The organism is Streptomyces sp. NPDC101165 (assembly GCF_044768135.1).
Taxonomy (GTDB): Bacteria; Actinomycetota; Actinomycetes; order Streptomycetales; family Streptomycetaceae; genus Streptomyces.
On record NZ_JBIWPG010000004.1, the window covers coordinates 435,557 to 458,175 of the forward strand.

The window sequence follows — 22,619 nt, forward strand, 5'->3', positions numbered from 1 at the left end:
TGGCCTCAGAGTGCCAGGTAAAGGGCGAGTCAACAAGAGGGCGCGCGTAGCCAGTTGAGGGCGTGCGCGGGCTTCTCTCCTTGCTCAGTAGCGCTGGTATTGAACTTTGCTTCCAGTGGGGTGCGGCGTGTAGGTCCCGTACCCCAGCGAGCGGGGATGCTGCGAAGCAAAGTCGCGCGGGCGTGCAACCTGCCGTGAGTGTTTGGGAGTACCTACGGGCGGACGTCCAAGCCGCGGCCACCGCTCCTGGTGGTCGCTGCAGGTCGGCACGCGGGCCCAGCGCGCCGGCCGTCGATGACCGCCCGGCGTGGCGTCGGGCGGCAGCTTTGAAGGAGAAATGCTCCGTGGCTCTCAGTTTTGCCAGGAAGGCAGCCATGGCGGCCGTCGCGGTCGCCGCGCTCGGAGGGGTCTCGTTCGGTGCCTCCGTGAGCGAGGCGGCGTCGGGCCAGGCCGCCCACCCGGCGTCCGCACCTGCCTCCGTCGTCGCCAAGCGGTCTGCTTCCGCTCACCGGCAGGTGCCGCAGGTGGTCACGCAGGTGATCGGCAGAGGCCGGGTGGACGGGCACCGTTGGTCGGTGGCGCTGGAGTTCCACCGGACGCTGCCCAAGGGCTACACCCGGCCCACACTCCCCGACGGAAGCACGGCTCCTGGCACTTCGCTGCTGTGTCAGCGCATGTACATCGGCGGCGTCCGGATCGACCATCAGGGCGGCCCGTGGGCCGACTGCCAGCTCGTCACGGGCACACAGGACCCGCATGCCGCAGGCGAATTGGGACTGTGGGGCCTGCACGACAAGGGGCTCAGCGGCAGCCGACTCATGGTCTCCAATCCCGAAGCCGAGGTCGCCTACGGCGTGGTCTCCCTCTCCGACGGCACCCAGGTCAAGGCGACCACCGTCACCGTCCCCGGCACCACCTACCGCGCCTGGGCCGCACCCATCCCCGACGGACGGACCATCACCGCCGTCGACCAGTACGACACCCACCACAACCGACTCACCCACGACACCAACTGGCGCTGACCAGCCAGGCGAAGGACGGGCACCTCCTGCTGTGCAGTCAAGTGATCGCAAGGCCGCGGACCGCGGACCGGATTCGGAGTTCACCCGGTTCGTCGCCGCCCGTTGGCGGGCCCTGACCCACACCGCGTATCTGCTCACCGGCGACTTCCACGAAGCGGAAGACCTGGTGCAGACGACGCTGGTGAAGGTGTACCCGCACTGGCAGCGACTGGAGCCGGAGCGCGCCGAACACTACGTTCGCCGCGCACTGGTCAACACCAACCGCAGCCGGCATCGCCGCCGCAGGATCACCCATCTCCTTCTCCCGTCGCTGCCCGACACCGGCCCCGTCCACGACGACGGGGCCGGTGTCGGAGGCGTGGACGTGTACGACGCCCTGGCTCGCGAGCTCGCCGACCTGCCCGAGCGGCAGCGGGCTGTCGTGGTGCTGCGCTACTGCGAGGATCTGTCCGTCGAGGAAGTGGCAGACGTCCTCGGCTGTTCGGTCGGCACCGTGAAGAGCCAGGCGTCCCGGGCCTTGGCCAAACTGCGCAGCCGGTCGACCCTCGCCTGCAACTACCCGCCCAGCCGCCCTGCAGAGGCACGATGACTCCAGATCACGGCCAAGAAGACTGGGCACGCGACGCCTTCGCCCGGTCACGCGAGGCCTACCCCTCGTCCCAGGCGCCCGTCGACCAGATCCTGACCACCGCGCGCACCCGCAGGAAACGCCGCCGTGCCGCGGCTGCCGTGGCAAGTGCCGCCTGCGTCCTCGGCCTCGGCCTGACGGTTGCGTTCCTGAAGCCACCGCCTGATGCCGTCGCCCCTGCGCGTCGGCCCTCACCCCCCGCAAGCTCCCCCTTCACCCCGACTCCCGGCCCGGTCAATGTCCGGGTGGCCGAGGGGACGACAGACGGGCACCGTTGGTCGGTGGCGCTGGAGTTCCACCGGACGCTGCCCAAGGGCTACACCCGGCCCACACTCCCCGACGGAAGCACGGCTCCTGGCACTTCGCTGCTGTGTCAGCGCATGTACATCGGCGGCGTCCGGATCGACCATCAGGGCGGCCCGTGGGCCGACTGCCAGCTCGTCACGGGCACACAGGACCCGCATGCCGCAGGCGAATTGGGACTGTGGGGCCTGCACGACAAGGGGCTCAGCGGCAGCCGACTCATGGTCTCCAATCCCGAAGCCGAGGTCGCCTACGGCGTGGTCTCCCTCTCCGACGGCACCCAGGTCAAGGCGACCACCGTCACCGTCCCCGGCACCACCTACCGCGCCTGGGCCGCACCCATCCCCGACGGACGGACCATCACCGCCGTCGACCAGTACGACACCCACCACAACCGACTCACCCACGACACCAACTGGCACTGACCACCACCGATGCCACAAGCCGTCCACGGGATCGGCAGGTTGGCCCACAGATGGCCCAGGGTACGGACATCGAGCCCGACGGGAAGCACGGTTCGACTCGAGCCGAGCTGATCCGGAAGACGCTGGATGACGCCCGTCAACGGGGCCCCCAGCCGCGCCCGATGCCGTGCGGCGGGCAGTTGGTCGTCGAGGCGGCGACGGGGAGCTGCCAGTGGTGGCACGTGACCCATGGGCACCAGCTACTACGTACGCAACCCCCGCCTGCGCGAACGGCTACCGGCCGGGCTGGCCAGGTGGCGCAACATGCGATCACCGGCCGAAAGGAGTACTCGTGGAATAGCGAGGGCTGCACGGCGCCAGTGACCCGGACCCCTATTTCGGGTGCCGTGCAACGCCTGTAGGAGGCCCAAAGCCGATCCGAGGGAGGAACGGCCCGTGGGTGGAGGGAAAAGCGGACGCGTCGCAAATGCGGCAGCGGTGAGGGCCGCGCAGAAGAGGACTGAGAAACAGCGGCAATCACGACCGTGGTGGCGGCGCGCCCATTGGAAGACGTGGGGCGCGACAGTGGGAGCTGTCGCAGCAATTGGGACGCTGCTCTTCACCGGCATCACCACCTATTATCAGGCGCGCGTGTCAATGAGTCAACTCTCACAGGCTGAAAGCGACACCGCGCGGGCAGCGCGCGACCAAGCGTCCCGCGTCAACTTCTGGATAGCCAAGGCGTCGAACGGTTCGGACTGGCTTTACCTGGAGAACCGCTCGTCAGACCCTGTCACTCGCATGATCCTCATGTTCGAGATTTTCACGGACATGACGAAGCCAGGGCAGCCGTCCGACATCTCTGTCCAAGTCGTACTGCCCTGGCTGCCTCCATGTTCCGAGTATGTTTTCAAGCCCGAGATGATCAAATATTCCGGGCATTATTATGACCGGAAGCATCTCTACGTTTCGTTTTCCGGGCGTGTTCCGCTCGGGGCGACTTTCAGCCAGCCTCGCGCCATATTCTCCGACGGGAACGGTAAGGAATGGCACCGCATTTACGACGGACAGCTTGAGCAAAGCGCAATAGGTAGCCTCTTCGAGTGGCCTGACATGGCCGATCCGCATTACGCGCGCGGGGAGTTGCGAGTCCCGATGGCAACAAAGGCGATTTCGTGCGGCTGAAAACCGTCTCTTGGCTTGGCCGACCTGTTTTCGTGGGCGTGGCCGGCGGCCCGACGGGTGGCGTGGTGGGGCCCAGGGGAAATGCGCAGGTCGGGCCGCAAGATGGCGTCAGTAGCGCTGGTTGAGATACCCCAGCAACTCGTCGTGCAGCAGTCCGTTGGACGCCGCCGCGTTGCCGCTGTGTGGGCCCGGGCGGCCGTCGAGGCCGGTGAAGGTGCCGCCGGCCTCGGTGACGACGACCGCGGTGGCGGCCATGTCCCACAGGGACAGCTCCGGTTCGGCGCAGAGGTCGACCGAGCCCTCGGCGACCATCATGTAGGGCCAGAAGTCGCCGTACGCGCGCGTGCGCCACACCTCGCGGGTGAGGTCGAGGAAGCCGTTCAGGCGGCCCTGCTCCTCCCAGCCGGAGAGCGAGGAGTACGCGAAGGAGGCGTCCGAGAGCTCGCCGACGTGGGAGACGTGGATGCGGGTCGCGGCGGACAGGCTGCGGCCGGTGAAGGCGCCGTGCCCCCTCGCGGCCCACCAGCGGCGGCCGAGGGCGGGGGCGGAGACCACGCCGACGACGGGGTGGTAGCCGCCCTCGCCCGCTTCCATCAGGGAGATGAGGGTGGCCCAGACGGGGACGCCGCGGACGTAGTTCTTGGTGCCGTCGATCGGGTCGATCACCCAGCGACGGGGGCCGGTGCCCTCGACGCCGTACTCCTCGCCGAGGATCGCGTCCCGGGGGCGGGCGCGCTGGAGTTGGCCGCGGATGAGCTCTTCCGCCGCCTTGTCCGCTTCGCTCACCGGGGTCATGTCCGGCTTCGTCTCCACCTTCAGGTCGAGGGCCTTGAAGCGGGCCATGGTGGCGGCGTCGGCCGCGTCCGCGAGGACGTGGGCGAGGCGGAGGTCGTCGAGGTAGTCCGGCATGTGAGGAACGGTATCCGGCGAGGGGGCACGGGGCTATAGGGGGCCCGGGGGACAGGGGCCGGGGAACTCCCTGCGGTGCATCGGTGACCGAGGGCGCCCCTCCGCACCACCGCGAACCCTTGACAGTGCATGTATGCGCGTCAAATCTGGGCGCAGAGTTGCTCGCCCCAGGGAGGCGATGATGCCTGCAGCCCGGGAATCGCTACTGGACGCCGCCTATACGGCGCTCGGGCGTCGGCCGTGGTCCGCGGTGCGGATGGTCGACGTGGCAGCGGCGGCCGGCGTGTCCCGGCAGACGCTGTACAACGAGTTCGGGAGCAAAGAGGGGCTGGCCAGGGCGCTGGTGCGGCGGGAGGCCGACGGGTATCTCGCCGGAGTGGAGCGGGCCCTCGCCGCGTACACCGATCCGCGGGACCGGCTGACCGCCACCGCCGAGTGGACGGCCGCGGCCGCCCGGGACAACGCGCTGGTGCGTGCCATGCTCACCGGCTGCTGGAGCGAGCGTCTGCCCACGCCGACCCTGTCCGCCGTGCCGTCCTCCTCCGTCGTACCCGCGCAGCGGCGGGCGGACGGACCGCTGCCCTCGCCCCGCGACTTCGTGCAGATCGTGCGGGACCGGGCGGTGACGGTGCTGGCCGGTCCCACCGCGGCCACGGCGGACACCGCCGAGCTGGTCCGGTCCTGCGAGCTGGCCGTACGGGTCGCCCTGTCGTGCGTCGCGGCCCCGCCGGGTGAGGGGGGAGTGGCCGAGCTGGTGCGCAGCGCCCTGGTGCGGCAGCGCGTCGGCTGAACCTCGTGATCAGTACACCTAGTGCGCCGACCCCGACAGCTGCAGGCCGATCACGCCGACGATCACCAGGGAGATCGAGACGATCTTCAGGGTCGACACCAGGTCGCCGAGGAAGACCATGCCGTAGATCGCGGTGCCCGCCGCGCCGATCCCCGTCCACACCGCGTACGCGGGGCCGACGTCGAGCTTCTTCAGCGAGAGGGTCAGCAGACCGAAGCTGCCCAGCGCGAAGGAGGCGAAGGCGACCGTCGGCCACAGGCGGGTGAAGCCGTGGGAGAGCTTGAGGCACACGGCGAAGCCGGTCTCCAGAAGCCCGGCCACGATGACCAGCAGCCACGCCATGTGCTGTCCTCCCGTAGGTCCGGCCGTCCGGCTGGGTGCGATTATGCACTTACCGTCCCGGCACCCCGGCAAACAACGCGGTGCTCAGTCGCCTTCCCGACGCTCCCGCGTGGCCAGCAGCCGGCGCAGGGAGAACAGCCGCGCCGGGTCCGCGTGCCCCTCCTCGACCCACGCGTCCAGCGCGCAGTCCGGCTCGTCGTGGCTGCACGCGCGCGGGCAGCCCTCGGTGCCCGGTACCAGGTCCGGGAAGGCGTGGATCACCCGGGACGGGTCGATGTGCGCGAGACCGAAGGAACGCACGCCGGGGGTGTCGATGACCCAGCCGCCCGCACTGCTCAGGGGCAGCGCCAGCGCCGAGGTGGTGGTGTGCCGGCCGCGCCCGGTCACCGCGTTGACGTGTCCCGTCGTACGACGGCGGTCCTGCGGGACCAGCGCGTTGACCAGGGTCGTCTTGCCGACGCCCGAGTGGCCCACGAAGGCCGTGATCTTGCCGTTCAGGTGTTCGCGCACCTGGTCCGCCGCGTCGCCGTTCTCCAGCTCCTCGCGGCTGGTCACGACGTAGGGGATGTCGAGGGCGCCGTACAGCTCCAGCAGTTTGTCCGGCGGGGCCAGGTCCGACTTGGTCATCACCAGCAGCGGTTCCAGACCGCCGTCGTAGGCCGCGACCAGACAGCGGTCGATCAGCCGGGGGCGGGGCTCCGGGTCCGCCAGGGCCGTGACGATGGCCAGCTGGTCCGCGTTGGCGACGACCACGCGCTCGTAGGGGTCGTCGTCATCGGCCGTACGACGCAGCAGCGAGCTGCGCTCCTCGATGCGCACGATCCGCGCGAGCGTGTCCTTCTTGCCGGACAGGTCGCCGACCAGGGCCACCCGGTCCCCGACCACGGCCGCCTTGCGGCCCAGTTCGCGGGCCTTCATCGCCAGGACCGGGCGGTCGTCGACCAGGCAGGTCAGCCGGCCCCGGTCGACGGTGAGGACCATGCCCTCGGCCGCGTCCTCGTGCTTGGGCCGGATGTTCGTGCGCGGCCGGTTGCCCTTGCGGTTGGGGCGGCTGCGGATGTCGTCCTCGTCGGTGTGCTTGCCGTAGCGGCGCATGGTTCCAGTCCGCCCGTCAGTTCCCCAGCATCCCGGTCCACAGGTCGGGGAAGTCCGGCAGGGTCTTCGCCGTCGTCGCCACGTTCTCGATCTGCACGCCCTCGACCGCCAGGCCGATGATCGCGCCGGCCGTCGCCATGCGGTGGTCCTCGTAGGTGTGGAAGGTGCCGCCGTGCAGCGTGCGCGGGCGGATGTGCAGGCCGTCGGCCGTCTCGGTGACGTCGCCGCCGAGTTCGTTGATCTCCTTGGTGAGCGCGGCCAGCCGGTCCGTCTCGTGCAGCCGCAGATGGGCCACGCCACGAAGGGTGGAGGGGGAGTCCGCGAGGGCCGCGACCGCCGCGATGCCCGGAGTCAGCTCGCCGACGTCGCCCAGGTCGACGTCGATGCCGTGGATGGCGCCCGAGCCGGTGAACTCCAGCCCGTACTCGGTCAGTTCGCAGGAACCGCCCATCTCGGTGAAGATCTCCCGCAGCCGGTCACCCGGCTGGGTGGTGCGGGCCGGCCAGTCCGGGATCAGCACCTTGCCGCCGGTGACCAGGGCCGCCGCCAGGAACGGCTGGGCGTTCGACAGGTCCGGCTCGACCGTCAGGTCCCGGCCGAGCAGCGCGCCCGGCGTCACCCGCCACACGTTCGGCTCGCCGCCCGACTCCGGGGTGTCCACCTGGGCGCCGACCGCGCGCAGCATGTCCACGGTCATCCGGATGTGCGGCATGGAGGGCAGGGACGCGCCGGTGTGGCGGACCTCGACACCCTGGTTGAAGCGCGGGCCGGACAGCAGCAGCGCCGAGACGAACTGGGAGGACGAGGAGGCGTCGATCGACACCGGGCCGCCGTCCAGCGCCCCGCTGCCGTGCACAGTCAGCGGCAGCGCGCCCCGGCCGTCGTCGTCGATCCGGGCGCCGAGCACGCGCAGCGCGTCGATCACGCCGTTCAGCGGGCGCTCGTAGGACCGCGCGTCCCCGTCGAACCGGATGGGACCGTCGGCCAGCGCGGCCACCGGCGGCAGGAAGCGCATCACCGTGCCGGCGTTGCCGACGTCGACGGTGGCCGGACCGCGCAGGCCCGTGGGCAGCACCCGCCAGGCCTCACCGGAGCCGTCCGGGCCCACCCCCTCCTCGATCTCCACGCCCATGGCCCGCAGGGCACCGGCCATCAGCAGCGTGTCGCGGGAGCGCAGCGGGCGGCGCAGCCAGCCGGGCTCGGAGGCCAGGGCGGCGAGTACGAGGGCGCGGTTGGTGACCGACTTGGACCCGGGCACGTGGACCGTCGCGTTGACGGCTCCGCTCGCGTGCGGGGCGGGCCAGAGGGCGGGCTGGGCGGTGTTCGGGGCCATGGGGCCACTTTATAAGGAGGGCCCGGAGTCAACCTGCCAGCAGCCAGCGGCCTCCACCGATGAGCGAACACAGCGACACCGCGTGGAACAGGAACAGCCACAGCCCCGCCGGTACGTGCGTCAGCCGCGACAACTGGTCCGCGTCCGAGTCCCCGGCGCCTCCCCGCGCCCGCTTCGCCTGCAGCTCGAAGGGCGGTCGTACGCCCCCGAAGAGCAGGAACCACACCACCGCGTACGCGAACCCCGCCTGCACCTGCGGTCCCGCCAGCCAGGACACCAGCAGGAAGGCGCCCCCGGTGAGGACCACGGTCAGGACCCCGTACGCGTTGCGGATCATCACCAGCATCACCACGAGCAACGCGGTCGCCACCCACAGCAGCAGCGTGATGTGGCCCGCTGCCAGGAGCGCGGCGCCGCCGAGGCCCAGCAGCGAGGGGGCCGTGTAGCCCGCGGCCGCCGTGAGGATCATGCCGAGGCCGTACGGCTTGCCCCGGCTGACCGTGAGGCCGCTGGTGTCGGAGTGCAGGCGTATGCCGGTGAGCTGCCGGCCCGTGAGCAGGGCCACCAGCCCGTGGCCCCCCTCGTGCGCGATGGTGATCGCGTTGCGCGAGAGCCGCCACAGAGAGTGCGGGACGACGACGGCGAGGGCGGCGACGAGGGTGGCGAGCACCACCCACAGGTCGGGGTCGGGCTGGGCGCCGGTGAGCCGGTCCCAGAGGTCGGGCAGCGCGGTGGCGGCGAGGCTGTCCATTCCGGCGGTGGCTCCCTGTCGTCGAGATCAGTAGGGGTCGGCGCGAAGCGCCGTCGTTGAGGGGTGGTGGTCGGGTGACGGGTGGGCCTGGCAGTGTGGCACGTATGTGCGGACGGTATGCATCCAGTCGTAGGCCCGAGGATCTCGCAGGAGTCTTTGAGATCGAGAAGTGGGAGCCCGAGGAGACCTTGGAGCCGGACTACAACGTGGCTCCGACCAAGGAGGTCTACGCAGTCCTGGACCGTCCCCTGAAAGACGCGTCCGAGCCGCGGCCGGTTCGGCAGCTGCGCAGGCTCAAGTGGGGACTCGTGCCCTCCTGGGCCAAGACGCCCGAGGGCGGCGCCCGGATGATCAACGCGCGCGCGGAGACCGTGCACGAGAAGCCGTCCTACCGCCGCGCCTTCGCCGCCCGGCGCTGCATCCTGCCCGCCGACGGCTACTACGAGTGGGTCACCGGCAAGGACGAGCGGGAGCTGGAGGTCGAGGGGAAGAAGAAGCGGCCCCGCAAGCAGCCGTACTTCGTGCTGCCCGCCGACGGCTCGGTGTTCGCGATGGCCGGGCTGTACGAGTTCTGGCGCGACCGGACCCTGCCCGACGACCACCCGCAGGCCTGGTGGGTCACCTGCTCGGTGATCACCACGGAGGCGGAGCACACCCCGCTGGCCGTCGCCCCCGCCGAGGGCCCGCACACCCTCGCCGAGATCCACCCCCGGATGCCGCTGATGCTCACCCCGGACCGCTGGGACGCCTGGCTGGACCCCGCCCGCACCGACCCGGACGACCTGCGCGAGCTGCTCGCCCCGCCCCCGCCCGGCCTGATGCGCGCCTACCCGGTCGGCACGGCCGTCAGCAACGTCCGCAACAACGGCCCGGAGCTGCTGAAGGAGCTGGAGGCACCGGAAGTGGGCACCCTCTTCTAGCCTTCTGGTGTGATCGAGATTGTCGAGACCGACGCCGGGACCGCCCGCATCACCTGGCACCGGGCGAAGAAGGCACGGCTGGTGCTGGCCGTCAGCCACGGGGCCGGCGGTGGCATCGAGGCGCGGGACCTGCAGGCGCTCGCCCAGGTGCTCCCGGGGCACGGTGTGACCGTGGCCCTCGTCGAGCAGCCCTGGCGGGTCGCGGGCAAGAAGCTCGCGCCCGCGCCGAAGACCCTGGACACCGGTTGGCGCGGCATCTGGCCCGCGCTGGCCGGGATGGCGCTGCCGGTGATCTCCGGTGGCCGCAGCGCGGGTGCCCGGGTCGCCTGCCGCACCGCGACGGAGCTGGGCGCGCATGGCGTGCTCGCGCTGAGCTTCCCGCTGCACCCGCCGGGCAGGCCGGAGCGCTCCCGCGCCGACGAGCTGCTCGGCGCCGGGGTGCCCACGCTCGTCGTCCAGGGCGGAAACGATCCCTTCGGCAAGCCGGACGAGTTCCCCGAGGGGACCTACGGGCTGGTCGAGGTGCCGTACGGCGATCACGGGTTCGCGGTGCCGAAGCGCGCGGAGATCACGCAGGAGCGGGCGCTGGAGATCGTCACCGGCGGTGTCGTGGAGTGGGTCGAGTCACTCGGCTGACCCCCGGGAATGTTGCACGGTGGAGTGCTGTTGTGGCGGACAGGAGTGCTGAAGCACCGGCACCGACGTCGTGGAGAGGAAGTCCGCCGCATGGGTTCGACCATCTGCCCGAGCCGCAGCAGCCGCACTGACCTGGACTGGACGGTGCTGCACGCGGCCAAGGCCGCTCCTATTCGAGCGGCGGCAGGCACGGGTCGTGTTCTATCCTCCGAAACGAGTGGGATCGGTTTCGGTCCTGCCCGTGATCTTGAGGAGGTGGGTCCGGTCACTGGGACCGACGCAGGGACCGACAACGGCCAGGCGGAGCTGCCCGAGGGCCGGGGCGACAGCGCGGAGACGACCGCCGAGCGCAGTGCGCGCTTCGAGCGGGACGCGCTCGAATTCCTCGACCAGATGTACTCGGCCGCGCTGCGCATGACGCGCAACCCGGCGGACGCCGAGGACCTGGTGCAGGAGACGTATGCCAAGGCGTACGCGTCCTTCCACCAGTTCCGCGAGGGCACCAACCTCAAGGCGTGGCTGTACCGGATCCTCACGAACACCTTCATCAACTCGTACCGCAAGAAGCAGCGCGAGCCTCAGCGCAGTGCGGCCGAGGAGATCGAGGACTGGCAGCTCGCCCGTGCCGAGTCGCACATGTCGACGGGTCTGCGCTCCGCCGAGTCGCAGGCGCTCGATCACCTGCCCGACTCGGACGTGAAGGAAGCGCTGCAGGCGATCCCCGAGGAGTTCCGCATCGCCGTCTATCTCGCGGACGTAGAGGGCTTTGCGTACAAGGAGATCGCGGACATCATGGGGACACCCATCGGTACGGTGATGTCCCGGCTGCACCGGGGCCGCCGTCAACTGCGCGGCATGCTCGAGGACTACGCCCGTGAGCGCGGACTGGTCCCGGCCGGCGCCGGAGAGTCGAACGAAGCGAAAGGCTCGGGCTCATGAGCTGCGGAGAGCCGCACGAGACTGACTGCAGTGAGGTCCTCGACCACCTGTATGAGTTCCTCGACAGCGAGATGCCGGACGTCGATCGCGACAAGTTCCAGCACCACTTCGAGGAATGCTCTCCGTGCCTGGAGAAGTACGGTCTGGAGCAGGCCGTGAAGAAGCTGGTCAAGCGCTGCTGCGGCCATGACGACGTGCCGGCCGACCTGCGCGCCAAGGTGATGGGGCGGATCGACCTGATCCGCTCCGGGCAGACCGTCCCCGAGCACGACGTGACCGCCACGCCTCAGGAGAGCTGAGAACCGGCCATCACCCGAATGTGCTAATCCTCGGGTCATAAGCTCCCGGACCCCCCGATTCCCGCCCTAGGCTCCGAGCCCGGACAGGCGCGGTCGGGGGAGGGGTGTCATGGAGGCGGTTCCGGCGAGGGCACGGGGCTATGTGGCCTGTGTCGCCCTGCTGGCCGTGGTCTGTGTCCTGCCCCTGTCGGCCACCCACCCGCCCTGGTGGGCGCTCGCCCAGCTCACCGCCCTGTACACGGTTTGTGAGCACACCGTGCGGCGGCGCCTGGGCGGCACCTTCTACCCCGTCCTGCTCGCCGGGGCGTTCCTGCTGCCCCCGCCCGTCGCCGCCCTCGTGCCGGTGCCGGCCGCCCTGCTCGCCCGCGTCGAGGAGCGGCCGGTGGGGCTGCGCCGCATGTGGCGGGCCGCGCAGCCCTCGCTCGCCGTGTGGGGCGCGGCCCAGGTGCACTGGGCGCTCGGCGGCCGGGACACCGTCGTGGCCTGCGACTTCCCCCATGCGCTCGTGCCCGCCGGGGCGGCCGTGCTCGCCTTCTGCCTGGTGCTCACCGCGCTCGACGGCGGCCTCCTCGCGGCGGGCGTGGGGGTACCGCCCACGCCTCTGCGGCAGTGGGGAAGGGCGCCCCTGCGCCGGGCCTGGCACGGGCTGCTGTCCCGCTCCCTCGCGCCGGTCGCCGCGCACGGACTCGCCGGCCTGATGATGGCTGTGCTGTGGCGCAGCCGGTACGGGCCCGTCGCCGCGCTGCTGGTGCTGCTGCCGATGTGCGTCTCCTGCTGGGTCTTCGCCCAGTACCACCGGGAGCGGGCCGCCCACCAGGCCACCATCCGCGCTCTGGTGCAGGCCGTCGACCTCAAGGACGGCTACACCCGCGGCCACAGCGAGCGGGTCGGCCAGGCCTCGGTGATGATCGCCCGCGAACTCGGCATGGACGACGAACGCGTCGAGGTACTGCGCTTCGCCGGCATCCTGCACGACGTCGGCAAGCTCGGCGTCCCCACTCGGCTGCTGCGCAAGGACGGCCCGCTGACCCCCGAGGAACGGCGGATCATCGAGCTGCACCCCGAGTACGGCCACGAGATGGTCCGCGGGATCTCCTTCCTCGGCGAGGCCCGCGCGGCGATCCTGCACCACCACGAGCGGCTCGACGGCAGCGGCTACCCCTACGGACTGGTGGGCGGTCAGATCCCCGAGTGCGCCCGCGTGGTGGCCGTGGCGGACGCCTTCGACGCGATGACCTCCACCCGCTCCTACAGCAGGGCCCGCCCGGTCGAGGTGGCCGTCACCGAGCTGGAGCGGTGCGCAGGAACCCAGTTCGACCCGCGCATGGTCACGGCGCTCGCCCGGGCCCTCGACCGCCACGGCTGGCACCCGGCCGTCACGGCCGACGAGACGGCGCAGCGGATCCCGGACCGGCAACCGGTGGCCGGCAGCCCCAGCGGGGCGTCCCGATGACCGCCCTCCGGCTCATCCACGCCTGTGCCGCCCTCACCGCCGCCGTCTCCCTCGCCGTCACCCTCTGGACCGGCATAGCGGACCGGCCGGTCGCACTCGCCTTCGGAGTGCTCATAGCCGTCGGCGAGCTGACCCGGTGGAGCGGAGCCCGGGTACGGCAGGCCGCGCCGCTGGGCACCGCCGGATCGCTGTCGTACGCCCTGCTGGGCGCCGACGCGGGACATCCGACGCTCCACGACGCGCCGCAGGTCGTCACCATAGTCCTCGCCGCCTCCCTGCTCGGCGGTGTCCCGCACATCTGGTGCGGACGCACCCCGACCCTCGACCACCTCGCCCGCCGCGTCCTGAGCGTCGGCTTCGCCGCCATCTGCTTCCAACCCCTCTACAACGAAGGCGCGTTCGAGTCCTGGAACGGCGCCGCCTACGCGCTGCTGCTCATCGCCCTGCTCGTCCTCACCGCCCTGTGCGACGCCGTCCTCGCCGCCGCCCTCGCCCACTCCCGCACCCACTGGCCCTTCGGCCCGCTCCTGCGCGACGAACTGCGCGGACTGCTCGGCATCGGATCCGCCGTCTGCGCGACCGGCGCGGTGATGGCGCTCGGGGTCGCCGTGGTCGGGCTGTGGGCGCTGCCGGTGTTCTGCCTGCCGCTGCTGCTCGCCCAGCTCTCCGTCCGCCGCTACGCCGCCGTGCGCGCCACCTACCGGCAGACCATCGCCTCCCTCGCCCGGGCCACCGAGATCGCCGGATACACCCCGACGGGGCACGCCCGCCGGGTCGCCACGCTCAGCCTGGCCGTCGGCCGGGACCTGGGCCTGTCCGGGCCCGGGCTGACCGTCCTGGAGTACGCGGCCCTCATGCACGACATCGGCCAGCTCAGCCTGGTCGACCCCGTGCCCGCCGGCGCCACCGCCGTCCTGCCCCGGGAGGAGCAGCGGCGTATCGCACTGCTCGGCGGGGCCGTCGTACGGCAGACCGGGGTGGACGCGGCCGTCGCCGTGGTGGTGGAGCGGCAGGCCGACCCCTGCCGGGAGCAGCCGCTCGCCGCGCGGATCGTCAGGGCCGTCAACGCCTACGAGGAGAAGGCCCGGGACGCGGGGCCCGACGGGCCGCTCAGGGCCCTGGAGGAGCTGCGCCTGGCCACCGCCGGGGACTACGCTCCCGAGGTCGTGGAGGCGCTCGCCCGGGTTCTGGCCCGGGACTGTCTGACGCTGCCCACGGCGGGGTAACCCATGGGTAATGAGCGGCTCTCCCGCCGTACGTGGTTGGATGCGAGGGAGAGGGTGTCCGGGGGCACAAGCCAGCCCACGTGCGGAACTGGAACTGGCAGGCGGGAATCGTGAGGATCTTCGGCAAGGGACGGCACCGGCCCTCCGCCTCCTGGCGGCAGGCCACCGACCGCGCGTTCACGCTCATCGGCGACGGCCGGTACGAGGACGCGGGCGAGCTGCTGACACGCGCCGCCGACCTGGAACCCTGGCTGGCCGAGTCCTGGTTCAACCTCGCCCTGCTGCACAAGTTCCGGCACGACTGGGAGCAGGCCCGCGCCGCCGGCCTGCGCGCCGTGGCCCTCCTGGACCGGGAGTCCGGCGCCCCCGACTGGTGGAACGTGGGCATCGCCGCGACCGCGCTGCAGGACTGGCCGCTGGCCCGCCGCGCCTGGCAGGCGTACGGACTGCGGGTGCCCGGCGGCGCCGCGGCCTCCGGCGAGCCGGTCGGCATGGAGCTGGGCAGCGCGGCCGTACGGCTCTCCCCGGAGGGCGAGGCCGAGGTCGTGTGGGGCCGCAGGCTGGACCCGGCCCGGATCGAGGTGCTGTCCATCCCGCTTCCCTCGTCCGGGCGGCGCTGGGGCGAGGTCGTCCTGCACGACGGCGTACCGCACGGCGAGCGCACGACGTCCGCCGGGCACTCCTACCCGGTCTTCGACGAGATCGAGCTGTGGGCGCCCTCGCCGGTCCCCACCTGGGTGGTGCTGCTGGAGGCGGCCACCGAGGCGGACCGGGACGCGCTGGAGCAGCTGGCCGCGGACGCGGGGTTCGCCGCGGAGGACTGGTCGTCCTCGGTGCGGCTGCTGTGCCGGATGTGCTCGGAGTCGCGGATGCCGTCGGACGAGGGGGACGGGGTCCATCTGGATCCGCATGATCACAGCGAGCCGGGTCATCCCGGGCCGCTGGGGCATCGCACGGACGGGCAGCTCTGGGTTCCCGAGCGGGAGTGCGGGGTGGCTGCGCCGGCTTCGCTCGTGAGGGGGTTGCTGGACGGCTGGGTTGCGGACAGTCCGGACTCCAGGGACTGGCGGGATCTCGAAGAGGTTTGCTGAGACCACGGCCGGCCGCGGGTCCGATGTGGCTGGTCGCGCAGTTCCCCGCGCCCCTTCGGGGCTCGCCCACGTACCCTGTACCAGCAACTTCACCCCTTGTTTTCCTGAGGAAGGCGTACGTCGGTCATGGCGCAGCAGGACACCGATCAGCAGCACGCGGGCGTGCTCCCCGTCGACGACGAGGGTTATGTCGTCGACACGGAGGACGGTGAGGAGCGCGAGAACGCCTGGCGCGAGCGCGGCACCTCGCGGCCGATCACGGTCGTCGGCAACCCGGTCCTGCACAAGGAGTGCAAGGACGTCACCGAGTTCGGTGCGGAGCTGGACCAGCTGGTCGCGGACATGTTCGCCAGCCAGCGCACCGCCGAGGGCGTGGGCCTGGCCGCCAACCAGATCGGTGTCGACCTGAAGGTCTTCGTCTACGACTGCATGGACGACGAGGGCGTCCGGCACGTCGGTGTGGTGTGCAACCCGAAGCTGGTCGACCTGCCCGCCGACAAGCGCCGGCTCGACGACAGCAACGAGGGCTGCCTGTCCGTGCCGACCGCGTACGCACCGCTCGCGCGTCCCGACTACGCCGAGGTGACCGGCCAGGACGAGAAGGGCAACCCGATCAAGGTCCGCGGTACCGGCTACTTCGCTCGCTGTTTGCAGCACGAGACCGACCACCTGTACGGGTACCTGTACATCGACCGGCTGTCCAAGCGCGACCGCAAGGACGCGCTGCGGCAGATGGCCGAGAACGAGCCACGCTACCCCGTCGTCGCCAACGACTGAGACGGCCGGTCCGACCGTACGGACACCGTACGAGAGCAGCAACGACGCACGTTACGACGCCCGTTCGGGATCCTTCCCGACCGGGCGTCGTTCATTTGTTCGTCGCATGGTTCCCGGCATCTGGGGTGGTGAGTGAAGCAAATCCGTTCCCATAATGGTCAGTTGTGGTGCTGAATGGGAAGGGCGGGGATACGCAACGGCGCACGCCCGGCACGGAACGGAGGGGTGTGCGCTCCTGGCGACTGAGAGGGGACTGTTCGTGCACGCTTTCTCACACGGCACCACATCGTCGACAGCGGTCGCAGTACCGCCGTCTCTCGCCCTCCCGGTGATCGAGGACGCGATTCCCCGACAACTGCACCCGTATTGGCCAAAGCTTCAGGAGAAGACCCGGCAGTGGCTCCTGGAAAAGCGGCTGATGCCGGCGGACAAGGTGCGGGAATATGCCGACGGTCTTTGCTACACCGACCTGATGGCGGGGTACTACACCGGCGCCCCCGACGAGGTCCTGCAGGCCATTGCGGACTACAGTGCCTGGTTCTTCGTCTGGGACGACCGACACGACCGGGACCGGGTGCACGGCCGGGTGGCCGACTGGCGCCGGCTGCGGCACCGCCTACATGCGGCCCTCGACGCACCCCGGCACCATCTGCACCACGCGGACCCCCTGGTTGCGGGGTTCGCGGACAGTGTCCTGCGGCTGTACTCGTTCCTGCCGCACACCTGGAACCTGCGGTTCGCCCGGCACTTCCACGACGTGATCGAGGCCTACGACCGCGAGTTCCGCAACCGGAGCGCGGGGTACGTCCCGAAGGTCGAGGAATACCTCGCCCTGCGGCGGCGCACCTTCGCGCACTGGATATGGACGGACCTGCTGGAGCCGAGCGCCGGATGCGAACTCCCGGACTTCGTGCGAAAACATACGGCGTATCGCCGTGCAGCCCTGCTGAGCCAGGAATTCGCTGCCTGGTACAACGACCTCTGCTCACTGCCGAAGGAAATAGCGGGCGACGAGGTGCACAATCTCGGCATCAGTCTCATCACTCATGAGGGGCTGACGCTCGAAGAAGCGGTGGAGGAAATCAGGCGGCGCGTCGAGAAATGCATCGCCGAATTCCTCGAAGCCGAGCGGGACGCCCTGCAGTTCGCCGGCGAACTCGCCGACGGCACGGCCCGCGGAAGGGAATTGAGCGCCGCCGTCCGATCCTGTGTCGGCTATATGCGGAACTGGTTCAGCTCCGTCTACTGGTTCCACCACGAGTCCGGCCGCTACATGGTCGACAGCTGGGACGACCGGTCCACGCCCCCGTACGTCAACAACGAAGCGGCAGGTGACGAATGACGGTCGAGTCTGTGAAGCCCGTGGTCCCCGAGAGCACCGGACTGCGCGAACCGCCCCTCGCCGGCGGCGCCCTCCCGGTCCTCGGCCACGGCCTGAAACTGGTCCGCGACCCGCTCGCCTTCATGTCCGGGCTGCGCGTGCACGGTGAGGTCGTACGTCTGAAGCTCGGTCCCAAGACGGTGTACGCCGTCACCGCACCGGCGCTCACCGGCGCACTCGCGCTCAGCCCCGACTACAAGATCGACGGACCGCTGTGGGAGTCCCTCGAAGGCCTGCTCGGCAAGGAGGGCGTGGCCACCGCCAACGGGCCCCGGCACCGCCGCCAGCGGCGCACCATCCAGCCCGCCTTCCGGCTCGACGCGATCCCCGCGTACGGCTCGGTCATGGAGGAGGAGGCGCATGCGCTGACCGAGCGCTGGAAGGTGGGCGAGACCATCGACTGCACCTCGGAGTCGTTCCGGGTCGCCGTGCGCATCGCCGCCCGCTGTCTGCTGCGCGGCGACTACATGGACGAGCGCGCGGAGCGGCTGAGCGTCGATCTCGCCACCGTCTTCCGCGGTATGTACCGCAGGATGGTCGTCCCGCTGGGGCCGCTGTACCGGCTGCCGTTCCCCACCAACCGCGAATTCAACCGGGCGCTGGCCGATTTGCATCTGCTGGTCGACGAGATCGTCGACGAGCGGAGGGCATCTGGTCAAAAGCCGGACGATTTGCTGACGGCATTGCTGGAGGCGAAGGACGACAATGGCGACCTCATCGGGGAACAGGAGATCCACGACCAGGTGGTCGCGATACTCACCCCCGGAAGTGAAACAGTCGCCTCCACGATCATGTGGCTGCTCCAGGTCCTCGCGGAACATCCGGAACACGCCGAGAAGGTGCGCGCCGAGGTCGAATCCGTGACCGGCGGCCGGCCCGTTGCATTCGCGGACGTCCGGGAGCTCAGGTACACCAACAATGTCGTCGTCGAGGCCATGCGGCTGCGGCCCGCCGTATGGATATTGACGCGACGCGCGGTGACCGACACCGCGCTCGGCGGCTATCGCATTCCGGCGGGGGCGGACATCGTCTACAGCCCGTACGCCATCCAGCGCGACGGCCGTTCCTACGACCACCACCTCGACTTCGACCCCGACCGCTGGCAGCCCGAGCGGGTGAAGGAGGTGCCCAAGTACGCGATGAGCCCGTTCAGCGTGGGCAACCGCAAGTGCCCCAGCGACCACTTCTCCATGTCCCAGCTGAGCCTGATCATCGCGGCGATCTCGGCGAAGTACCGCTTCGAGCAGGTCGGCGGGTCGAACGACACCACCCGTGTGGGCATCACGCTCCGGCCCCACCGGCTGCTGCTGCAGCCCGTGGAGTGGTGAGCGAGTGGTGAGAGACGTGTGGTGAGCGACGAGTGGTGAACGACACCCGCCGACGACCGGCGCGCGCTCAGGTGGCTTGCGAGCCCCGGAACGCGCGCCGGATCGATGGTCGGCCGAGGGCGACCGGACTCAGAAGTCCTCGTCCAGGTCGACCGTGCCCTCCACGGCCACCTGGTAGGCCGACGGGCGACGCTCGAAGAAGTTGGTCAGCTCCTGAACGCCCTGCAGCTCCATGAAGGAGAAGGGGTTCTCGGAGCCGTACACCGGGGCGAAGCCGAGGCGGGTGAGGCGCTGGTCGGCGACGCACTCGAGGTACTGCCGCATCGAATCGGTGTTCATGCCCGGCAGGCCGTCGCCGCACAGGTCACGCGCGAACTGCAGCTCGGCCTCGACGGCCTCCCGCAGCATGTCCGTGACCTGCTGCTGCAGCTCGTCGTCGAAGAGCTCCGGCTCCTCCTTGCGGACGGTGTCGACCACGTCGAAGGCGAACGACATGTGCATCGTCTCGTCGCGGAACACCCAGTTGGTGCCGGTGGCGAGACCGTGCAGCAGACCCCGGCTGCGGAACCAGTAGACGTACGCGAAGGCGCCGTAGAAGAACAGGCCCTCGATGCACGCGGCGAAGCAGATGAGGTTGAGCAGGAAGCGCCGGCGGTCCGCCTTGGACTCCAGGCGGTCCAGCTTCTCGACCTCGTTGATCCACTTGAAGCAGAACCCGGCCTTCTCACGGATCGACGGGATGTTCTCCACGGCCGCGAAGGCGGCGGCGCGGTCGTCCGGGTCGGGCAGGTAGGTGTCGAGCAGCGTCAGATAGAACTGGACGTGCACGGCCTCCTCGAAGAGCTGGCGCGACAGGTACAGGCGCGCCTCCGGGGAGTTGATGTGCTTGTACAGCGTCAGCACCAGGTTGTTCGCGACGATCGAGTCGCCCGTCGCGAAGAAGGCCACCAGACGGCCGATCAGGTGCTGCTCGGCCGGCGTCAGCTTGGCGAGGTCGGCGACGTCCGAGTGGAGGTCGACCTCCTCGACGGTCCAGGTGTTCTTGATGGCGTCCCGGTAGCGCTCGTAGAAGTCGGGGTAGCGCATGGGACGCAGGGTCAGTTCGAAGCCCGGGTCGAGCAGGTTCTGGTTACGGGTGGTCATTACTGGCAGGCCTCGCAGGACTCGGGGTTCTCAAGGGAGCAGGCGACGGCGTCGGGGTCGGCGGCCTGCTGCACGGGGATGGGTGTCTGGCTCTGCGCCTGGGCGGCGCGGGCGATGCGGGTCGCCGGGCGGGAGCGCAGGTAGTACGTCGTCTTCAGGCCCTGCTTCCAGGCGTACGCGTACATCGAGGAGAGCTTGCCGATCGTCGGCGTCTCCAGGAACAGGTTCAGGGACTGCGACTGGTCCAGGAACGGGGTGCGGGCCGCGGCCATGTCGATCAGGCCGCGCTGCGGGATCTCCCACGCCGTGCGGTACAGCGCCCGCACGTCGGCCGGGATCCACACGAAGTCCTGCACCGAGCCGTTGGAGTCGCGCAGCGCCTCACGGGTGCGCGCGTCCCAGACGCCCAGCTCCTTGAGGTCCTGCACCAGGTAGGAGTTGACCTGCAGGAACTCGCCGGACAGCGTCTCGCGCTTGAACAGGTTGGAGACCTGCGGCTCGATGCACTCGTACACGCCCGCGATGGAAGCGATGGTGGCGGTCGGGGCGATCGCCAGCAGCAGCGAGTTGCGCATGCCGACCGCGGCGATCCGCTCGCGCAGGGCCGCCCAGCGCTCGGGCCAGGTCAGCTCGGCGTCGTAGTGGTCGGGGTGCAGGACACCCCGGGCGGTCCGGGTCTTCTCCCAGGCCGGCAGCGCGCCGTTGCGCTCGGCCAGGTCGGTGGAGGCCTCGTACGCGGCGAGCATGATCCGCTCGGCGATCCGCGTCGACAGCGCCTTGGCCTCGGCGGAGTCGAAGGGCAGGCGCAGCTTGAAGAAGACGTCCTGCAGACCCATCGCACCCAGGCCCACCGGACGCCACCTGGCGTTGGAGCGGCCCGCCTGCTCGGTCGGGTAGAAGTTGATGTCGACCACGCGGTCGAGGAAGGTGACGGCCGTGCGGACCGTCTCGTCGAGGCGCTCCCAGTCGATGTCCCCGCCCCGCACGAAGGCACCGAGGTTGACCGAACCCAGGTTGCAGACCGCCGTCTCGCCGTCGTCGGTGACCTCCAGGATCTCCGTGCAGAGGTTCGAGGAGTGCACGACGTGGCCCGCCTCGGCCGTCTGGTTGGCGGTGCGGTTGGCGGCGTCCTTGAAGGTCATCCAGCCGTTGCCGGTCTGCGCGAGGGTGCGCATCATGCGGCCGTACAGGTCGCGGGCCGGGATGGTCTTCTTCGCGAGCCCGTTCGCCTCCGCCTTGCGGTACGCGGCGTCGAACTCCTCGCCCCACAGGTCGACCAGCTCCGGCACGTCCGCCGGGGAGAACAGCGACCACTGCTCGTCGGCGTTGACCCGGCGCATGAACTCGTCCGGGATCCAGTGCGCGAGGTTGAGGTTGTGGGTACGGCGGGCGTCCTCACCGGTGTTGTCGCGCAGCTCCAGGAACTCCTCGATGTCGGAGTGCCAGGTCTCCAGGTACACCGCGGCCGCGCCCTTGCGCCGGCCGCCCTGGTTCACGGCGGCCACCGAGGCGTCCAGGGTCTTCAGGAACGGGACGATGCCGTTGGAGTGCCCGTTGGTGCCGCGGATCAGCGAACCGCGGCTGCGGATCCGGGAGTACGACAGCCCGATGCCGCCGGCGTGCTTCGAGAGGCGGGCGACCTGGTGGTAGCGGTCGTAGATGGAGTCCAGCTCGTCCAGCGGGGAGTCGAGGAGGTAGCAGGACGACATCTGGGGGTGCCGCGTGCCGGAGTTGAAGAGGGTGGGGGAGGAGGGCAGGTAGTCGAGGCGGCTCATGAGCCCGTAGAGCGCGGCGACTTCGTCGACGGAGCGGGTCGTGTCGTCCTCGGCGAGACCCGCGGCGACGCGCAGCATGAAGTGCTGGGGCGTCTCGATCACCTTGCGGGTGAAGGGGTGGCGCAGCAGGTAGCGGCTGTGCAGGGTGCGCAGGCCGAAGTAGCCGAAGCGGTCGTCGCCGTTCGCGTCGATCAGCGTGTCGAGACGCGCGGCGTGCAGCCGTACGAACTCCGCCGTGCGGTCGGCGACCAGGCCCTCGCGGTGGCCCACGGCGACGGACTCGGTGAAGGACGTCACGCCCTGCGAGGCGGCCTCGGCGCGGATCGAGACGGTCAGCAGCCGGGCGGCCAGCCGGGAGTAGGCGGGGTCCTCGGAGATGAGGCCGGCGGCCGCCTCCGTGGCCAGCTCGCGCAGCTCCGCCTCGTCGGCCCGGGCGGACCGGCCCCGCAGCGCGGCCGCGGCGACCCGGCCGGGGTCGGCGTCGGGGAGGTCGGCGGTCAGCTCGGTCAGGGTCCGCAGCAGCGCGGCACCGGGACCGTCGGTCTCCACCGGAGCTGCGGTCGCCTGGACGGCTGAAGCCGGGTCGGCTGGCGCGATGGTCACGTGGGGCTCTCCCTCGCTCGGCACAGGGCCTGGCGGAGGGCAGGGGGCAGCACGAGCGCGCACGGCGTCGCGTCCACCAGCCCACTCCACGAGGCCCGGACGTCTGAAGGCACCCGGACCGGACGGCCGGGCGCGCGCTGGCGACAGGTCCTCGGACTGAACAGGCGTGCGGATGCACGCAAGTACACCGTTGCGGGACAGTTCCGGATTCGCACCGGATTCCCCTGTGGCGACAGCGAGGATGAGCATACATCTAGTGCCGGGTCGTGGTGTCACCCCCAGATGT

22 protein-coding genes and 1 riboswitch are annotated in these 22,619 nt (G+C 70.4%); of the genes, 15 read left to right on the forward strand and 7 right to left on the reverse strand.

What is annotated here, in order from left to right; translation table 11 throughout:
- Positions 1-344 precede the first annotated feature (344 nt).
- From ACIRVH_RS11080 to ACIRVH_RS11095, 4 genes are all read left to right on the forward strand, one after another.
- Positions 345-1,022: a hypothetical protein gene (locus ACIRVH_RS11080; RefSeq protein ID WP_403950802.1), complete on the forward strand. Its 678-nt coding sequence runs from the start codon at positions 345-347 to the stop codon at positions 1,020-1,022.
- 31 nt (positions 1,023-1,053) lie between these two features.
- Complete coding sequence (locus ACIRVH_RS11085) at positions 1,054-1,611, forward strand: SigE family RNA polymerase sigma factor (RefSeq protein WP_403950804.1); 558 nt, start codon at positions 1,054-1,056, stop codon at positions 1,609-1,611.
- On the forward strand, positions 1,608-2,378 hold the full coding sequence (locus tag ACIRVH_RS11090) for a hypothetical protein (protein WP_403950806.1): 771 nt from the start codon (positions 1,608-1,610) through the stop codon (positions 2,376-2,378). Before ACIRVH_RS11085 ends, ACIRVH_RS11090 begins: the two co-directional genes overlap by 4 nt.
- A 564-nt stretch (positions 2,379-2,942) precedes the next feature.
- Positions 2,943-3,542 (forward strand): hypothetical protein, encoded by a 600-nt coding sequence (locus ACIRVH_RS11095; protein WP_403950808.1) that lies wholly within the window; start codon positions 2,943-2,945, stop codon positions 3,540-3,542.
- A gap of 108 nt (positions 3,543-3,650) precedes the next feature.
- On the opposite strand, the gene hisN is transcribed toward ACIRVH_RS11095, so the two are convergent.
- A complete protein-coding gene (gene hisN / locus ACIRVH_RS11100; protein ID WP_403950811.1) occupies positions 3,651-4,451 on the reverse strand; it encodes a histidinol-phosphatase in 801 nt (266 codons plus the stop codon).
- A 178-nt stretch (positions 4,452-4,629) separates the two neighbouring features.
- Between hisN and ACIRVH_RS11105 the strand changes: the two genes are divergently transcribed.
- Entirely contained in the window at positions 4,630-5,241 is a 612-nt protein-coding gene (locus tag ACIRVH_RS11105) for a TetR/AcrR family transcriptional regulator (protein ID WP_403950813.1), read from the forward strand.
- Positions 5,242-5,259: 18 nt separating this feature from the next.
- On the opposite strand, the gene ACIRVH_RS11110 is transcribed toward ACIRVH_RS11105, so the two are convergent.
- The 4 genes from ACIRVH_RS11110 to ACIRVH_RS11125 form a co-directional block, all read right to left on the reverse strand.
- Complete coding sequence (locus tag ACIRVH_RS11110; RefSeq protein WP_361228994.1) at positions 5,260-5,583, reverse strand: multidrug efflux SMR transporter; 324 nt, start codon at positions 5,581-5,583, stop codon at positions 5,260-5,262.
- A gap of 84 nt (positions 5,584-5,667) precedes the next feature.
- Positions 5,668-6,678: a ribosome small subunit-dependent GTPase A gene (gene rsgA, locus ACIRVH_RS11115; protein ID WP_403950816.1), complete on the reverse strand. Its 1,011-nt coding sequence runs from the start codon at positions 6,676-6,678 to the stop codon at positions 5,668-5,670.
- 16 nt (positions 6,679-6,694) lie between these two features.
- Positions 6,695-8,011: a 3-phosphoshikimate 1-carboxyvinyltransferase gene (gene aroA / locus ACIRVH_RS11120; RefSeq protein WP_403950817.1), complete on the reverse strand. Its 1,317-nt coding sequence runs from the start codon at positions 8,009-8,011 to the stop codon at positions 6,695-6,697.
- Between the two features lie 28 nt (positions 8,012-8,039).
- Positions 8,040-8,762 (reverse strand): M50 family metallopeptidase, encoded by a 723-nt coding sequence (locus ACIRVH_RS11125; protein WP_403950819.1) that lies wholly within the window; start codon positions 8,760-8,762, stop codon positions 8,040-8,042.
- Between the two features lie 104 nt (positions 8,763-8,866).
- Here ACIRVH_RS11125 and ACIRVH_RS11130 point away from each other — a divergent pair, with 104 nt between their 5' ends.
- From ACIRVH_RS11130 to ACIRVH_RS11175, 10 genes are all read left to right on the forward strand, one after another.
- The gene (locus ACIRVH_RS11130; RefSeq protein ID WP_403950822.1) at positions 8,867-9,682 is read left to right on the forward strand and encodes an SOS response-associated peptidase; all 816 of its coding nucleotides are present in this window, start codon (positions 8,867-8,869) and stop codon (positions 9,680-9,682) included.
- A 9-nt stretch (positions 9,683-9,691) separates the two neighbouring features.
- Positions 9,692-10,318: an alpha/beta family hydrolase gene (locus ACIRVH_RS11135; RefSeq protein ID WP_403950824.1), complete on the forward strand. Its 627-nt coding sequence runs from the start codon at positions 9,692-9,694 to the stop codon at positions 10,316-10,318.
- Between the two features lie 255 nt (positions 10,319-10,573).
- Entirely contained in the window at positions 10,574-11,257 is a 684-nt protein-coding gene (sigR, locus tag ACIRVH_RS11140) for an RNA polymerase sigma factor SigR (RefSeq protein WP_403950827.1), read from the forward strand.
- The gene (gene rsrA / locus ACIRVH_RS11145) at positions 11,254-11,556 is read left to right on the forward strand and encodes a mycothiol system anti-sigma-R factor (RefSeq protein WP_351799508.1); all 303 of its coding nucleotides are present in this window, start codon (positions 11,254-11,256) and stop codon (positions 11,554-11,556) included. The genes sigR and rsrA overlap by 4 nt, the downstream gene beginning before the upstream one ends.
- A 109-nt stretch (positions 11,557-11,665) precedes the next feature.
- The gene (locus ACIRVH_RS11150) at positions 11,666-13,009 is read left to right on the forward strand and encodes an HD-GYP domain-containing protein (protein ID WP_403950829.1); all 1,344 of its coding nucleotides are present in this window, start codon (positions 11,666-11,668) and stop codon (positions 13,007-13,009) included.
- Positions 13,006-14,235 carry an HD-GYP domain-containing protein gene (locus ACIRVH_RS11155; RefSeq protein WP_403950831.1) on the forward strand — a complete coding sequence of 410 codons (1,230 nt, stop codon included), beginning with the start codon at positions 13,006-13,008 and terminating at the stop codon, positions 14,233-14,235. The genes ACIRVH_RS11150 and ACIRVH_RS11155 overlap by 4 nt, the downstream gene beginning before the upstream one ends.
- A 110-nt stretch (positions 14,236-14,345) precedes the next feature.
- A complete protein-coding gene (locus ACIRVH_RS11160) occupies positions 14,346-15,326 on the forward strand; it encodes a tetratricopeptide repeat protein (protein ID WP_403950995.1) in 981 nt (326 codons plus the stop codon).
- Between the two features lie 126 nt (positions 15,327-15,452).
- Positions 15,453-16,103, forward strand: a complete 651-nt coding sequence (def, locus tag ACIRVH_RS11165) for a peptide deformylase (RefSeq protein WP_403950834.1) — start codon at positions 15,453-15,455, stop codon at positions 16,101-16,103.
- Positions 16,104-16,362: 259 nt separating this feature from the next.
- Positions 16,363-17,445: an epi-isozizaene synthase gene (cyc1, locus tag ACIRVH_RS11170; protein WP_403950837.1), complete on the forward strand. Its 1,083-nt coding sequence runs from the start codon at positions 16,363-16,365 to the stop codon at positions 17,443-17,445.
- Positions 17,442-18,812 carry a cytochrome P450 gene (locus ACIRVH_RS11175; RefSeq protein ID WP_403950839.1) on the forward strand — a complete coding sequence of 457 codons (1,371 nt, stop codon included), beginning with the start codon at positions 17,442-17,444 and terminating at the stop codon, positions 18,810-18,812. Before cyc1 ends, ACIRVH_RS11175 begins: the two co-directional genes overlap by 4 nt.
- A gap of 129 nt (positions 18,813-18,941) precedes the next feature.
- Here ACIRVH_RS11175 and ACIRVH_RS11180 read toward each other — a convergent pair whose 3' ends face one another.
- Positions 18,942-19,955 (reverse strand): ribonucleotide-diphosphate reductase subunit beta, encoded by a 1,014-nt coding sequence (locus tag ACIRVH_RS11180; protein WP_403950841.1) that lies wholly within the window; start codon positions 19,953-19,955, stop codon positions 18,942-18,944.
- Positions 19,955-22,333, reverse strand: a complete 2,379-nt coding sequence (locus ACIRVH_RS11185) for a ribonucleoside-diphosphate reductase subunit alpha (protein ID WP_403950843.1) — start codon at positions 22,331-22,333, stop codon at positions 19,955-19,957. The genes ACIRVH_RS11180 and ACIRVH_RS11185 overlap by 1 nt, the downstream gene beginning before the upstream one ends.
- Before the next feature lie 124 nt (positions 22,334-22,457).
- Positions 22,458-22,617, reverse strand: a riboswitch (cobalamin riboswitch).
- Positions 22,618-22,619: the final 2 nt, after the last annotated feature.

Excerpts from the sequence above, each read along its gene's own strand:
- ACIRVH_RS11090 (WP_403950806.1), top strand. The coding sequence starts at position 1,608 with ATGACTCCAGATCACGGCCAAGAAGACTGGGCACGCGACGCCTTCGCC.
- hisN (WP_403950811.1), bottom strand. The coding sequence starts at position 4,451 with ATGCCGGACTACCTCGACGACCTCCGCCTCGCCCACGTCCTCGCGGAC.
- ACIRVH_RS11105 (WP_403950813.1), top strand. The coding sequence starts at position 4,630 with ATGATGCCTGCAGCCCGGGAATCGCTACTGGACGCCGCCTATACGGCG.
- ACIRVH_RS11110 (WP_361228994.1), bottom strand. The coding sequence starts at position 5,583 with ATGGCGTGGCTGCTGGTCATCGTGGCCGGGCTTCTGGAGACCGGCTTC.
- rsgA (WP_403950816.1), bottom strand. The coding sequence starts at position 6,678 with ATGCGCCGCTACGGCAAGCACACCGACGAGGACGACATCCGCAGCCGC.
- aroA (WP_403950817.1), bottom strand. The coding sequence starts at position 8,011 with ATGGCCCCGAACACCGCCCAGCCCGCCCTCTGGCCCGCCCCGCACGCG.
- ACIRVH_RS11125 (WP_403950819.1), bottom strand. The coding sequence starts at position 8,762 with ATGGACAGCCTCGCCGCCACCGCGCTGCCCGACCTCTGGGACCGGCTC.
- ACIRVH_RS11130 (WP_403950822.1), top strand. The coding sequence starts at position 8,867 with ATGTGCGGACGGTATGCATCCAGTCGTAGGCCCGAGGATCTCGCAGGA.
- rsrA (WP_351799508.1), top strand. The coding sequence starts at position 11,254 with ATGAGCTGCGGAGAGCCGCACGAGACTGACTGCAGTGAGGTCCTCGAC.
- ACIRVH_RS11150 (WP_403950829.1), top strand. The coding sequence starts at position 11,666 with ATGGAGGCGGTTCCGGCGAGGGCACGGGGCTATGTGGCCTGTGTCGCC.
- ACIRVH_RS11155 (WP_403950831.1), top strand. The coding sequence starts at position 13,006 with ATGACCGCCCTCCGGCTCATCCACGCCTGTGCCGCCCTCACCGCCGCC.
- def (WP_403950834.1), top strand. The coding sequence starts at position 15,453 with ATGGCGCAGCAGGACACCGATCAGCAGCACGCGGGCGTGCTCCCCGTC.
- ACIRVH_RS11175 (WP_403950839.1), top strand. The coding sequence starts at position 17,442 with ATGACGGTCGAGTCTGTGAAGCCCGTGGTCCCCGAGAGCACCGGACTG.
- ACIRVH_RS11180 (WP_403950841.1), bottom strand. The coding sequence starts at position 19,955 with ATGACCACCCGTAACCAGAACCTGCTCGACCCGGGCTTCGAACTGACC.